The organism is Cryobacterium adonitolivorans (genome assembly GCF_004402695.1).
Lineage (GTDB): Bacteria > Actinomycetota > Actinomycetes > Actinomycetales > Microbacteriaceae > Cryobacterium > Cryobacterium adonitolivorans.
In genome coordinates this window covers 65,205-78,704 of the sequence record NZ_SOFL01000057.1, presented here as the reverse complement: position 1 = coordinate 78,704, position 13,500 = coordinate 65,205, and the positions used below count along the sequence as shown (strand labels likewise).

The 13,500-nt window shown below is 69.8% G+C and carries 12 protein-coding genes; 5 read left to right on the top strand and 7 right to left on the bottom strand.

Annotated elements, in window-relative coordinates; all coding sequences use genetic code 11:
• Window positions 1–23 precede the first annotated feature (23 nt).
• The 4 genes from E3O42_RS17530 (at window position 24) to mutM (ending at window position 2,595) form a co-directional block, all read left to right on the top strand.
• The gene (locus tag E3O42_RS17530) at window positions 24–596 is read left to right on the top strand and encodes a YceD family protein (protein ID WP_338144959.1); all 573 of its coding nucleotides are present in this window, start codon (window positions 24–26) and stop codon (window positions 594–596) included.
• A gap of 2 nt (window positions 597–598) precedes the next feature.
• A complete protein-coding gene (rpmF, locus tag E3O42_RS17525; RefSeq protein ID WP_066596228.1) occupies window positions 599–802 on the top strand; it encodes a 50S ribosomal protein L32 in 204 nt (67 codons plus the stop codon).
• Window positions 803–939: 137 nt separating this feature from the next.
• On the top strand, window positions 940–1,617 hold the full coding sequence (rnc, locus tag E3O42_RS17520; RefSeq protein WP_134455410.1) for a ribonuclease III: 678 nt from the start codon (window positions 940–942) through the stop codon (window positions 1,615–1,617).
• A gap of 3 nt (window positions 1,618–1,620) precedes the next feature.
• Window positions 1,621–2,595: a bifunctional DNA-formamidopyrimidine glycosylase/DNA-(apurinic or apyrimidinic site) lyase gene (gene mutM / locus E3O42_RS17515; protein WP_134455409.1), complete on the top strand. Its 975-nt coding sequence runs from the start codon at window positions 1,621–1,623 to the stop codon at window positions 2,593–2,595.
• Here mutM and E3O42_RS17510 read toward each other — a convergent pair.
• Complete coding sequence (locus E3O42_RS17510; RefSeq protein ID WP_134455407.1) at window positions 2,546–3,667, bottom strand: GNAT family N-acetyltransferase; 1,122 nt, start codon at window positions 3,665–3,667, stop codon at window positions 2,546–2,548. The genes mutM and E3O42_RS17510 overlap by 50 nt on opposite strands.
• A gap of 174 nt (window positions 3,668–3,841) precedes the next feature.
• On the opposite strand from E3O42_RS17510, the gene smc reads away from it, so the two are divergent.
• Window positions 3,842–7,408 (top strand): chromosome segregation protein SMC, encoded by a 3,567-nt coding sequence (gene smc / locus E3O42_RS17505; RefSeq protein ID WP_134455405.1) that lies wholly within the window; start codon window positions 3,842–3,844, stop codon window positions 7,406–7,408.
• Between the two features lie 57 nt (window positions 7,409–7,465).
• Here the strand turns inward: smc and E3O42_RS17500 are convergent, their stop codons facing one another.
• The 6 genes from E3O42_RS17500 to E3O42_RS17475 form a co-directional block, all read right to left on the bottom strand.
• Entirely contained in the window at window positions 7,466–8,890 is a 1,425-nt protein-coding gene (locus tag E3O42_RS17500; protein ID WP_134455403.1) for an FAD-binding oxidoreductase, read from the bottom strand.
• A gap of 135 nt (window positions 8,891–9,025) precedes the next feature.
• Window positions 9,026–10,003, bottom strand: coding sequence for an NAD(P)/FAD-dependent oxidoreductase (locus tag E3O42_RS17495; protein WP_241984905.1), 978 nt, complete (start codon window positions 10,001–10,003; stop codon window positions 9,026–9,028).
• Complete coding sequence (gene fdxA / locus E3O42_RS17490; protein WP_134455400.1) at window positions 9,996–10,325, bottom strand: ferredoxin; 330 nt, start codon at window positions 10,323–10,325, stop codon at window positions 9,996–9,998. The genes E3O42_RS17495 and fdxA overlap by 8 nt, the downstream gene beginning before the upstream one ends.
• Entirely contained in the window at window positions 10,322–11,728 is a 1,407-nt protein-coding gene (locus E3O42_RS17485) for an FAD-dependent oxidoreductase (protein ID WP_134455398.1), read from the bottom strand. Before E3O42_RS17485 ends, fdxA begins: the two co-directional genes overlap by 4 nt.
• A 73-nt stretch (window positions 11,729–11,801) precedes the next feature.
• Window positions 11,802–12,722: an ABC transporter permease gene (locus E3O42_RS17480; RefSeq protein WP_134455396.1), complete on the bottom strand. Its 921-nt coding sequence runs from the start codon at window positions 12,720–12,722 to the stop codon at window positions 11,802–11,804.
• Window positions 12,712–13,452 carry an ABC transporter ATP-binding protein gene (locus E3O42_RS17475; protein ID WP_420897898.1) on the bottom strand — a complete coding sequence of 247 codons (741 nt, stop codon included), beginning with the start codon at window positions 13,450–13,452 and terminating at the stop codon, window positions 12,712–12,714. Before E3O42_RS17475 ends, E3O42_RS17480 begins: the two co-directional genes overlap by 11 nt.
• Window positions 13,453–13,500 lie beyond the last annotated feature (48 nt).

Sequence of the window (13,500 nt, the reverse complement as noted above, 5' to 3'; positions counted from 1 at the left end):
GGGGGCGCGTAGAATTTTCCCTTGTGATCAAGTTCAAGAAGACCCCGTACAAGGTTGACGTCCGCGACGTCATCAACCGCCCGGGAACGATGTACGAGCGACAAATCGACATCGTCGTACCCGACGACCTCGGTGAAGCGCTCGTTGCCGTGAAAGCCGGCTCCACTCTCGAGGCCGATTTGCGCCTGGAGTGCATCCACGAGGGCATCCTGGTGACCGCGGATGTGACCGGAAAAGCCGCCGGAGAGTGCGGAAGATGCCTGATTGACATCGAATTGCCTGTCCGAGTTCATTTTGTGGAGCTTTTCGCGTACGATCTAGACGAAGCTTATGAGTGTGCGGTTCAAGATGACCACGTGGATCTTGAACCACTAATCAGGGATGCAGTGGTGTTGTCACTGCCGTTCCAGCCGGTTTGCCGGCGGGATTGCCCAGGTCTCGACCCAGAGACCGGGGAACGGCGTGCCACTTCCCCTGAACTTGAACCGAGTGACGTGCAGGATCCCCGCTGGTCCGCACTATTGGAATTCCAAGCTTCCGAAAGCATCAGCATGGATGAAGACATCCAGGCTGTACCGGATAGAGAAGAGAAGTAGTCATGGCAGTCCCGAAGCGCAAGCAATCACGCTCCAACACCCGCTCACGCCGTTCCTGCTGGAAGGCCGAAGCCCCCACCCTGGTGAAGACCATGGAAAACGGCAAGGTTGTCTACAGCCTCCCGCACCGCGCGAAGGTCGTCACCGACGCCGCCGGCACCGCACTCTTCATGGAGTACAAGGGCCGTAAGGTCGCTGACGTTTAGTCAAAGCTCTAACCAAGGGGCGGTGCGCGACCGTGTCAGGTTCTGACGCAGATCCCGGAACAGCCGATGCTCCTGCAGCGATCCCTGCTGCAGGAGTTTCTGCTGCACGGGGACAGTCGGGGGCACCGGAGGATTCGATGGCGGCCTTGCAGGAGATCCTCGGCCTGCAGGTCGACGCCGGTCTTCTCGAACTCGCGCTGACACACCGCTCGTTCGCGTACGAGAACGGTGGCGTGCCCACGAACGAACGCCTGGAATTTTTGGGCGACTCGATTCTGGGCCAGGCGGTGACCGTGATGCTGTACCGCGACTTCCCGCTGCTGCCAGAGGGCGACCTCGCCAAGCGCCGGGCCAGCCTGGTGTCCACGGCCGCCCTGTCCGAGATCGCCCGCGGTATCGGCCTGGGCCGTTTCGTGCGCCTCGGACGTGGGGAGACCCTCACCGGTGGCCGCGACAAGTCGTCGATCCTCGCCGACACCGTCGAGGCCCTCATCGGTGCCGTCTACCTCGACACGGGCGTGGAGTCCGCGACGCGATTCGTGAAGCGCCTGCTGCAACCCATGCTGGCGGACCCGGGCCACTTCGGTGTATCGATGGACCCCAAGACCAGCCTGCAGGAGACCGCCGCGCGGCTCGGAGCCGGAGTCCCGGTCTACACCGTCGCCGAAAGCGGCCCGGACCACTCGAAGGTGTTCGTCGCCACGGTGAGCGTCGGCACCGCGGTCACAGCCACGGGCGAGGGCACCAGCAAGAAGCACGCCGAGATGGCCGCGGCCCTGACGGCCTGGACCCGCCTGCGGGCCGTCCATCGCTGAGCCGTGCCTGAACTTCCCGAGGTCGAGGTCGTTCGGGCCGGCCTGGAAAGCGCCGTGTCCGGAGCCATCGTTACGGGCGTCGAGATCTTCGACGAACGGTCCCTGCGCCGCCACGACAGGTCGCTCGGCGATTTTGAGGCGCTCCTGACCGGGGCCCGGATCGAAGCCGCCGTGAGACGGGGCAAGTTCCTCTGGTTCCCGCTGGCCGCCGTACCGGGGGAGCCTCCGGGCACGGCTGAGCGCCGGGCCATCGTCGCCCACCTCGGGATGAGCGGACAGGTGCTGCTGCGCACCCCTGGAGAGACAGCGCAAAAGCTGCTGCGCATCCGCCTGACCCTGCAGCACCCCGAGCAGGGCGAACTGGCCCTGCACTTCGTGGACCAGCGCATCTTCGGCAGCATGGCCGTCGACAGGCTGCAGGCCACCGTCGACGGCCGGTCAGCCGGTTACGCCGGGCCCGGAATGGCTCCAGGCCGGCCGGCCGCCGGCGAGACGGATACGCCCCCAGCCTGGTCCGGCCTCATCCCCAGCCAGGTGGCGCACATCGGCCGGGACCCGCTCGACCCTGCTTTTTCCGCCCCGGCCTTCTACGGATCGCTGGCCCGCACCAGGTCCGGCATCAAACGGGTGCTGCTCGACCAGCAGGTCGTCAGCGGAATCGGCAACATCTATGCAGACGAGGCCCTCTTCGACGCCCGGGTGCACTTCGACCAGCCGGCCGCGTCACTGTCCCCGGCGAGCGCCCGCCGCCTGCTCACCGCCGTCCGCGCGATCCTGCTCCGGGCGCTGGACGAGGGCGGCACCAGCTTCGACGCCCAGTATGTGAACGTCAATGGCCAGTCCGGCTACTTCGCGCACAGCCTCAATGCCTACGGGCAGCAGGGGAAGCCGTGCCCCCGCTGCGGCACCGACCTCGTGCGCGCCAAATTCATGAACCGCTCGTCGCACTACTGCCCGCGCTGCCAGCGGGTGCGCTGACCTTCCGCCAGGCGCCCTCGTAGCCCATCGGCACGAACCCGAGCGCCTCATTGACGTCGAGCATGTACCGGTTCTCCTCGGCGTTGAACGTGGTCACCGCCCGCTGATCCGGATGCTCCTGGGCCAGGCTCTGCAGATTGGCCAGCTTCATGAGCATGCCGAGCCGGTGCCCGCGGTGCTCCCGAAGCACCAGCGTGTCCTCCTGCAGCACGGCCCGGCTGGCGTCGCCGGGCACCGACACTTCGGTGAAACCGGCCAGGCGACCGCTCGGCCGGTGCAGGGCGGCGGTCACGAGCGCGCGGCTCGGACCTGCCGCGTATGCGTCCTGTTCGCTGAGCAGCCGCTCCACGGTCCAGACGTCTTCCGGCTCCTCCAGGCCCGCCGTCGGGGCATCCGTCGACATGCGGGTGTACAGCAGGGCGATGTCCTCGAGCCAGCGGTCCGGGGTCCGCCCGGTCCAGGACAACACCGCGTAGTTCTCGCCGGCCCTGATCGCCGCGTCGGCGAGCTGCCGTGCGAGACGGGCCGGATCCATCGGCAGCTGCAGACGGCTGCCGCGTTCCACCTGCTCGAGGCGGTACCCCCTGTTCAGCAGGAAACGCACCTCGGGGTTGGCCAGGGGGACCGAGCCGAAACCCGTGGGCGCGACGAGGCGTTCGCCCGGGCCGGGCGGCGAGACTGCATAGACCACCCTGCTGCTGCGGTGTTCAGCGGCGGCCAGCGTTTCCACGACGTTCGACAACGCGGTGCCGATGCCCCGGCCCCGCCACTCTGGCAGTACCTCGACGGTGAACCACGCGAACTCCGACGACGGGTCCGCCTGCGTTTCGTAGGCGGCGCGGCCCACGATCGCACCCGCGGCGCGCACCTCGAAAAGCCGACGAGGGGAGTGCTCGGGGGTGAGGAATCCTGGAAGCAGTTCCTCGGCCGACTGGGCCAGCTCGCCGGTGCCGTACGCGTCGGCCTGCACCCGGTTGTGCACGTCGACGGCGGCGACGAACTCGGGCCAACCCGGCCGGCCGGGCGCGGCCGGAATGCTCAATTCATCGATGCTGAACGATCGGCTCTCCATGCCCGCCGAGCCTAGACCCGGTACCGCGGAAGCGACAGACTCCCCGAGGATCTCAGGGCGGGCCGATCCCAGTAAACCAGCGGCCGTCCGGTAGCGTGGACTGAGCAGGACTGTGCCAAATATTGGCTGTGCCAATGCTGACGGTTCAAGACGAGCGCGGGAAGGACGGCCGGGGTGTACCTGAAGAGCCTCACCCTCAAGGGTTTCAAGTCCTTCGCACAGTCGACGACCTTCGCCTTCGAACCCGGGGTCACCTGTGTCGTGGGCCCCAACGGCTCCGGCAAGTCCAACGTGGTCGACGCCCTCGCCTGGGTGATGGGCGAGCAGGGCGTGAAGACGCTCCGTGGCGGCAAGATGGAGGACGTCATCTTCGCCGGCACCTCCACCAGGGGTCCACTCGGCCGCGCCGAGGTGACCCTGTCAATTGATAACAGCGACGGCGCGTTGCCCATCGAGTACGCGGAGGTGACCATCTCCCGCACCCTGTTCCGCAATGGGGGCAGCGAGTACGCCATCAACGGCCGCACCTGCCGGCTGCTTGACGTGCAGGAGCTGCTCAGTGACTCCGGTCTTGGTCGGGAGATGCATGTCATCGTCGGCCAGGGCCAGCTGGATGCCGTGCTGCGCGCCAGTCCGGAGGAACGCCGCGGATTCATCGAGGAGGCCGCCGGAATCCTGAAGCACCGTCGCCGCAAGGAAAAGACCGTGCGCAAGCTCGAGGCTATGCAGACCAACCTCACCAGGCTCAGCGACCTCGCCGGGGAGATCCGCCGGCAGCTCAAGCCGCTCGGCCAGCAGGCTCAGGTGGCCAGGCAGGCCCAGCAGATCGCCGCCACCGTGCGGGACGCGCGGGCGCGGCTGCTCGCGGACGACGTGATCGTGCTGCGCACCGCCCTTGACGCCCACGGCCGCACTGAGAGCGAACGGCACTCCGAACGCCTGGTGATCCAGGAGCAGCTCGACCACAACCAGGTGCGGGTACGCCGGCTGGAGGACGCGCAGGTCGGTGACGCCGTGGACATCGCCCGGCGCACGGCGTTCGGGCTCGAATCCGCCCAGGAACGGCTGCGCGGGCTGTACACCCTTGCCAACCAGCGGCTCGCCCTGCTGGGCAGCCAGGCCGAACCGGCCGAACGGGCGTCGAGCGTGACCCCGCAGCGTGTCGAAGATGCCGCGGCGGAGGTGGAACGCCTGCGGGCGGGCATCACGACGGCGGAGGACGCCTGGGCCGGCGCACGCGCCATTACTGCCTCGGTGCGGCGCGACCTGGACGCCGTCGACGACGAGATAGCGGCGCAGTCCGCCCTCGTCTCCCGCCATGACCTCCAGCTGTCCCAGCTGGCCGGCGAGTCGGCGACCGCGGCGTCCCGGTTGGCCGCGGTGCGCGGTGAAGTGCTGCGCCAGCAGGGCGCCCTCGACTCCGCCCGCGACCGGCTGGCCGCGTCCCGGCAGCAGCTGGCCGACCTCGACGAGGACGCCGGCGACGCGGCGAGCGATGTCGATCTCGACGAGGTCGTGGAACTCGCCCAGGCCGAGGTGTCCCGGGCCGAGACCGAGATCGAGCGGCTCCGTGAGCTGCTGCACGGCCAGGAGCGGGAGCGGGATGCTCTGGCGGCCCGCACGGGCGCCCTCACGCTGGCGCTCGGCCAAAAGGACGGCTCCTCGGCCCTTCTCGACGCGAACCTGGCCGGCATCCGCGGCCTCGTCGCCGAGGTCATGAGCGTGCAACCCGGCTTCGAGCGCGCCATCGCAGCGGCGCTCGGTTCCCTCGCTGACGCCGTCGCCGCCGACGACCGCGATGCCGCCGTTGCCGCGGTCGGCCACGCCGACCGGCTGCACCTCGGCCGGGTCGAACTTGTGCTCGCCGGGGCTGTCGACCACGGGTCCGTCGCACCGCACGTCGCCCCACTCGACCTCTCCGGCCTGCCGGGGGTCGTCGCCGCGCGCACCGTCGTCGACGCGCCGCCCGGAGTGCGCGGGCTGCTCGAGCGCACCGTCATCGTTGACGATCTCGCTGCCGCCGTCGCCGCCTCGGATACTCTGGCTGTTGCGGTGCCGGCGTCCCTGGCGCCGGGCGCCTCTGTCACCATCATCACCCGCGCCGGGGACGTTCTCACCGCCCATGCGCTGCGCGGCGGGTCCGGTGCCGCACCCAGCAAGCTCGAACTCGTCACCGAACGTGACGCGGCCGAGAACCGACTGGCCGAGGTGACCTCGCTGATCGGCCACGTCGCCGGCGACCTCGGCGAACAGCGCACCCTGCTGGCCACCGCTCGGGACCAGGCCAGGTCCGCCCAGGCCCTGCGCCGCGAGCACAGCACCCGGGAGGCTGCCCGCGCCGACCGGCGCAACCGCCTCACCGTGCAGGTCGACGCCGCGGCGGCGGAATTCGACAGACTGTCGAGCGCCGCCGACCTCGCCTCGTCCGGAGTCGCCGATGCCGAGAGCGCCGCCGCCAGAACCGCCGCCGCCCTGGACACCATGCGTTCTGCTCCCCGGCCCATCCTCGACGTCAGCGCACGCGACGCCCTCTACGCAGAACTCGAGCGCGCCAGGGAGACCGAGATCGAGGCTCGCCTGCGGGTGGACACCGCCAGGGAACGCCTGCGCGGCGGCCAGTCCCGGGTGATCTCCCTGACCAGGCAACTCGAATCCGACCGGGCGGAGGCGGATGCCGCCGCCCGCCGGGCCGTTCTCCGCCGACGGCAGGTGGATGCCGCCTCAGCCGTCGCCGACGCGCTGCCCCTGGTGCTCGCCTCGGTCGACGGCGCGGTGGCCGAGGCGCGCCAGCGGCTGGCCATCACCGAAGCCGAAAGGGCAAGCCAGAACGACGAGCTCAGCACACTCCGCCGGGCCGAGAGCGAGCTGCGCACCCGGTTGCAGGCCATCACGGAAAACGTGCACGGCCTCGAACTGGCGATCTACGAGAAGAAACTACAGCTCTCGGCGCTGCTCGAGCGCGCCGCCAGCGAACTGGGCCTGGTGGAAGACGTCCTCGGCGCCGAATACGGCCCTGACCAACCGGTGCCCGCCGACGGTGACGTCGAGACCGAAGGGTCGCCCACACCGTACGACCGGGTGGAACAGCGGGCGCGCCTGGCCGCCGCCGAACGCCAGTATGCCCGCCTGGGGAGGATCAACCCGCTCGCGCTCGAGGAGTTCGCGGCGCTGGAACAACGCCACCTGTTCCTCACCGAGCAGCTCACCGACCTCACCACCACCCGCGCCGATCTCCTGACCATCATCGAGGACATCGATGTGAAAATGGGGACCATTTTCGCCAGCGCCTTCGACGACACCCAGGCGGCCTTCGCCGAGGTCTTCCCGGTGCTGTTCCCCGGCGGTAGCGGCAGCATCCAGCTCACCGACCCCGCGAACATGCTCACCACCGGCATCGAGGTGTCGGTCAAGCCGGCCGGCAAGAAGATCGAGCGGCTGTCGCTGCTCTCCGGCGGCGAACGGTCGCTGGCGGCGGTGGCCCTGCTCATTGCGATCTTCAAGGCCCGGCCGAGCCCGTTCTACATCATGGACGAGGTCGAGGCCGCACTCGACGACGCGAACCTGGGCCGGCTCCTGACCATCTTCGAGGACCTGCGGGCCACCAGCCAGCTCATCGTCATCACGCACCAGAAGCGCACCATGGAAATCGCGGATGCCCTCTACGGCGTCTCGATGCGGCAGGACGGGGTGTCGGCAGTGGTCGGCCAGCGCATCGTGCGCGAGGCGGAACAAGCCTCCTGAGCCACGGTCCGGCTCGGCCTGGCTCGGCTCGGCTCGGCTCGGCTCGGCTCGGTACGGCTAGGCCGGCAACGCCCGGTTGCTGCGGAACAGGTTGTCCGGATCGACCCGCGCCTTGATCCCGGCCAGGCGCTGCACCTCCTCGGGCGTGAAGGCGAGGCCCAGGTTCTGGCCGGCCGCGAGCATCGTCGGCACGATGCGGGGAACACTCACGGCCTGCACGGTGTCCTCCAGGGGTTGGAACACCAGATGGCGGTCGGAGGCGGCCGGAACGGGTGCGCCCGGCGGCAGGATCGCCGCCGCGAAGAGCATGAACCCGGCGTCGAGATGGCCCACCACACCGTCGGCGCCGACCGTCGGGTCGCCGATCAACCCGCCCAGCGGCCGCAGCTGCAACAGGGATAGGCCGGCATAACTCGCGGTCCGGAAGGCCTCGACGAGGCTCGCGATGGTGGCGGCGTCGAGCTCGCTGACGGTCCTGGACCAGTCCAGCGTCGCCGAGGGCTCCTGTGGTTCGCCCGACACCTCGCCCAGTTGTCCGATCGAGAACGGCCGGCTGAGATTGGCGATGACCGGGGCGATCGACAGCAACGGTGCGAGCAGGGCGCTCCCTTCCTCGGCAGACCCCACAAAGACGGCGTCGACCTGGGTGAAGCTCCGGCCGCGGAGCAGTTCGGGCACCTGCTCGACGGCGGGCAGGTTGATCAGGCCCAGGAATATGCTCAGCTCCGGCGGCGCGTCCAGCAGGATGTCGGCAGCGGCTTCGAAGACCACCTCGGCCGATTCGGCGGGAAAAAGAATCTTGCCGCCGAAGAGGTCGGGCGCCGGGTACAGGTCGATCTCCAGGGTGGTCACCACGCCGAAGAGTCCGCCGGCGCCCCGCAGGCCCCAGAGCAGATCCGGGTCGGTGTCCCTGGTGACGCGCCGCAGCACCCCGGTGGCGTCGATCAGCTCCACGGCGCGAATGGAGTGTGCAGCCAGGCCCTTCCACCGGCTGAACCAGGAATGCCCGCCGGAGAGCAGGTAGCCCGCGACGCTGACGTCGGGGTTGGTGCCGGCCAGGGCGATCAGGCCGGTGCCGTCGAGACGGTTGAGTAGTGCTCCCCACGGCACGCCGGCGCCGACTCGCGCGAACCGGGCGACGACGTTCACGGTGACCTCGTCGAAAGCGCTGGTGCGCACGAGGATCCGGCCGGCAAGGTCGTCGGCGGCGCCGTGACCCCGCGGCTGCACACTCACCCCCAGGCCGGCCTCCCTGGCGGCGACGACGACCTGCCTGAGGTCCCGCACCGAGCGCGGGCGCACAACGGCGCTCGGCTGCTGGTCGACGGCAAGGTTCCACGGCACCCTGGCGTCGTCCCAGCCGGGATCACCGGGCAGCACCAGAGCGCCCTCGAGCACTCCGCTGAGCGCGACGAGCGCCGGATGCGCGCCGGGCGCCGGCGGCTGCGTGGGCGGTTGCATGGGCGGTGGCGTGGTGCTCATGGGCGTCCCTCTCGACGGGCGCAGGCCGACCCGCGCGGCGACTACCGTGACGATACTCAGCACCGCGGCGACCCGCCACCCCGGGCGCCGGTTTCGGTGTGTCAGAGCCGGCGTGGCGGCGCGAACCCGCCGGAGTCAGTGTGCTGTGCTGACGCCGAGGAGGTCTTGGCTGATGATCGCGGCCGTGCGGGCGCCGGCACCGGCCGCCACGATCAACTGCTGCGGTCCGGGCGACGCGACGTCACCGGCCGCGTAGAGCCCCGGCACGCTGGTGCGCCCGTTGCGGTCGGTGAGCAGCTGGGCGTGCGCGTCACCGGCAACATCGAGCCCGGCCAGGAACTCCACGGCGGGATGCCAGAGCGGTCGCACGAACCCGCCGGTAGCCGGGATCCGGCCGCCGCCATCCACGCGCACCGCGACGAGCAGCCCCCGGTCACCCTCGAGTTCGGTGATCCGGCGCCGTTCGACGGTGATGCCGCGCCCGCGCAGCGCTTCCTCCTGGCCGGCGGAGACGGCGCCGGAGTCGTCGGTGAAGCCTGCGCCGTTGGTGAACACCGTCAGCGTGTGCGTCCACTGGAACACCAGCAATGCCCGGGCGAAAAGGTCGTCGGTCTCGCCGATCAGGGCCAGCGGTTGATCATTCAGCTCATAGCCGTCGCAGGCGGCGCAGCTGAACAGGCTCATGCCGTAGAACCCCCGGATATTGGGGACATCCGGAAGGGTCTCGCGCAGCCCGGTGGCGACGAGCACCGCCCGGCTGTGCACCAGTCGACCGGCACTCGACGGGCTCCCGAGCGTGACGGTGAACGGGTGCGAACCGTCCTCCTTGGACAGCTCGGGGGCCCGCTGGACCGAGCGTACCGAGGTGCGCCGCAGGATCTGTGTGCCCGGGTAGCCCTCGACCTCTTCTCTGGCGAGGCGGCGCAGCTCGTGCGGGGCGACCCCGTCCCTGGTGAGGAACCCGTGCGAGATCATGGTGGCCGCGTTCCGGGGCCTGTCGCTGTCGATGACGAGCACGGTGAGGCGGGCCCTGCTCAGGTTCAGCGCCGCCGACAGCCCGGCCGGACCGGCGCCGATCACGACACAGTCGTAGCGTTCCTGGGCGTCAGGCACCTGGCGCGACCTGGCGCGACAACCCGGCGATGACAGGGTGGTCGAAAGTGAGCACACCGGTTTTCGCGGCGCCGCCGGGGGAGCCGAGTTCGACGAAGAAGTCCACATTGGCCCGGTAATAGTCGGCCCACGCCTCGGGTAGGTCGTCCTCGTAGTAGATGGCCTCCACCGGGCAGACCGGTTCGCAGGCGCCGCAGTCGACACACTCGTCGGGGTGGATGTACAGGGAGCGCTCGCCCTCGTAGATGCAGTCGACCGGGCACTCGTCAACGCAGGCGCGATCCTTCACGTCCACGCAGGGCAGCGCGACCACATAGGTCACGAGGGCACCAGCGTGTCTTCGGCGGCGATCGCCACCTGCTCGTCACGGGGGACGACCTTCACCCGTTCCCGGGTCACCTCTGAGGCGTCGGCGTCGCCGAGCGCCCGTTCGTGGGCGTCCAGGGACAGCCAGCCGGGCCAGGTGGTGTATCGGATGCCGCGCTCACCGAGCAGGCCCAGGATGGCGTCCTCGGTGGGGTCGGCTGGTTCCGGCAGCAGGGCGAGGTCCTCGACCAGGTGGGTGATCGTCTCGAGGGCATCGCCTTTGGTGTGACCGATCAGTCCGACCGGGCCGCGCTTGATCCAGCCCGTGGCATAGAGCCCGGGCAGTGGCGTGCCGTTGCCGTCGATGACGCGGCCCTCGGTGCTGGCGATGACGCCGCGCGCGTGGTCAAAGGGCACATCGGGCAGCGCGCTGCCGCGGTAGCCGACCGCGCGGTAGACGGCCTGCAGCGGGTAGTCGATGATCTCGCCCGTGCCGCGCACGCCCCCGTCGCCGGTCGGGGCGGTGCGTTCGAAACGCATCCCCTCGACCCGGTCGGTGCCGTAGACCTCTACCGGGCTGTGCAGGAAATGTAGGTGCAGCCGCCGGGGGGCTCCGGTGGGCTCGCGGGTGAGCCAGCCGTTCAGGGTGCGGCTCATGACCTTGACCTGGTTGTTGGACGCGGCCAGGCGGGCCTCGGAGTCGGCGTCCCTGGGGAAGTCCTCGTCGTAGACGATCACATCGACGTCGGGGATGTCGCCGAGTTCGCGCAGCTCGATCGGGGTGAACTTCACCTGGCCGGGACCGCGCCGGCCGAAGACGTGCACGTCGGTGACCGGCGAGCCGGCCAGGCCGGCGTGCACATTGGCCGGGATGTCGGTGCTGAGCAGGTCGGCGGGGTGCTTGGCCAGCATCCGTGCCACGTCCAGGGCCACGTTTCCGTTGCCGATCACCGCGATGTCGGTGGCGTCGAGGGGCCAGTCGCGCGGCACATCCGGGTGCCCGTCGAACCACGAGACGAAGTCGGCCGCGCCGTAAGAGCCGGGCAGGGTGATGCCGGGAATCGGCAGGTCAGCGTCGCGGATCGCTCCGGTGGCGAAGATCACGGCGTGGTAGTGCCGGCGCAGGTCGGCCAGCGAGAGGTCGGTGCCGTAGCCCACGTTGCCGAGGAACCGGATGGTGCCGGCGTCGAGCATCTCGTGCAGGGAGTTGACGATGCCCTTGATGCGGGGGTGGTCGGGAGCCACACCGTAGCGGATCAGGCCGTAGGGGGCCGGCAGGGAGTCGAAGAGGTCGATGCCGACCTCACCGCCGGCGGCGCGTACGGCCGTGCTGAGGATGTTGCCGGCGTAGATGCCGGCTGGGCCGGCGCCGATGATGGCGACGCGCATTGGCTGGGGCGCGGAGAGCGTCCGGGTCATGAGTGGGCCTTTCGAAAGGGCGGAGTCGAACGTGCGTGACGGGGGTGGGGTGAGTCGGTGGGTGCTGGTGTGCCTACCGGCGCGCGCCGGGGGTGAGCCCACGGCGTCGCAGGAGCCGGCGCTCGATCGGGGCGAAGGCGGTCAGTTCCACCAGGATGCCGACCGCGAGGATCACCAGGATGGTCGCGAGCACCGCGGACAGGTCGGCGAGTTCCCGGCTCTGCTGCAGCATTGTGCCGAGGCCGAAACCGATCGAGCCGCCCACAACGATGATCTCCGCCGCCATCAGCGACCGCCAGGCGAATGCCCAACCCTGTTTGAGGCCCGAGAAATAGCCGGGCAGCGCGGCCGGGAGCACGACCAGGGTGGCGAGTTCGATTCGGGACGCTCCGAGAACGGTGCCGACCTTGCGCAGCTGCGGTGGAACCTGGTCGATACCGGAGACGAGCCCGTTCGCGATCGACGGGACGGCGCCCATCAGCACCACGAAGTAGACCGTGGCGTCGGTCAGGCCGAACCAGATGATCGCGGCGGGCACCCAGGCCACGGACGGGAGCACCTGCAGGCCGGACAGGAGCGGCCCGAGGGCGCGGCGGAGCAGCCGCCACTCGGCCAGCAGTAGCCCGAGCGGTGTGCCGATCGCGACGGCGATGAGAAAGCCGGCCCCGCCACGGGACAGGCTCGTGAGCACCGCCTGCTGCAACCGGCCGTCGTTCCACTGCTCGACGAGCGACCCGGCCACCTTCACCGGGCCGGGCGCCAGATCGGGCCGAGGCTGGGCGATCACGGTGTAGAACTGCCAGGCCACGACCAGCGCCACCAGCAGCAGGACCGGTGGCAGCACCCCGTCGAGAAACCGGCGCCAGGGACCTTTCTCGGTCAGGGGCGTGGTCTGGAGGGCGTCAAGGCCCGATTCGAGGCGGCGGAGCTCGTCGTGGGCGCCGCCGCCGTGGGGATCGGCGGCGGAACCGGGGTGCGCGGTGTCAGGCAGCATTGCGGCGGATCTCCTCTCGCAGCTGGTCCGTGATTTCGATGGCCAGGCGGGACACCTCTGGCGACTCGATCCGCCGGGGCCCGGTGTCGTCGATGCGCCATTCGTTGCTGATGCGACCGGGACGGGAAGACATGAGCACCACGCGCTGGCCGAGCCGGGCGGCCTCGCGCACGTTGTGCGTGACGAAGATGATGGTGCGGCCGGTCTCTCGCCAGACCCGCTCCAACTCTTCGTGCAGCAGGTCCCGGGTGATGGCATCGAGGGCCGCGAACGGTTCGTCCATCAGCAGTACCTTGCGGTCCTGGGCGAGGGCCCTGGCCAGGGCGACCCGTTGACGCATGCCGCCGGAGAGTTCGTGCGGGCGTTTGGAGGCGGCATCGGCGAGGTTGACGAGGTCGAGCAACTCCAGCGCCTGGGCGCGACGCGCAGAGCGCGGCACTCCCCGGAGCTTGAGGGCGAGTTCCACGTTCCGCCCGGCGGTCAGCCACGGGAAGAGTGCGGACTCCTGGAACATCACGGCCGCGCTGCCGCTGGTGACGGTGACGGTGCCCTCGCTGGGGTGTTCGAGTCCGGCGATGATGTTGAGCAGGGTGGACTTGCCGCAGCCGGAGGCGCCGAGCAGGCACAGGAATTCTCCGGGTGCCACGGTGAGGTTGATGTTGTCCAGGACGACCGGGCCGGTCGGTCCGAACCGCTTGCCGAGCGAGTCGATGCGGATCGCCGGTTTCACCGTGGCCGACAGCGTGGTCGGGGCCGGGGATGCGTCGGTGGAGGTCCG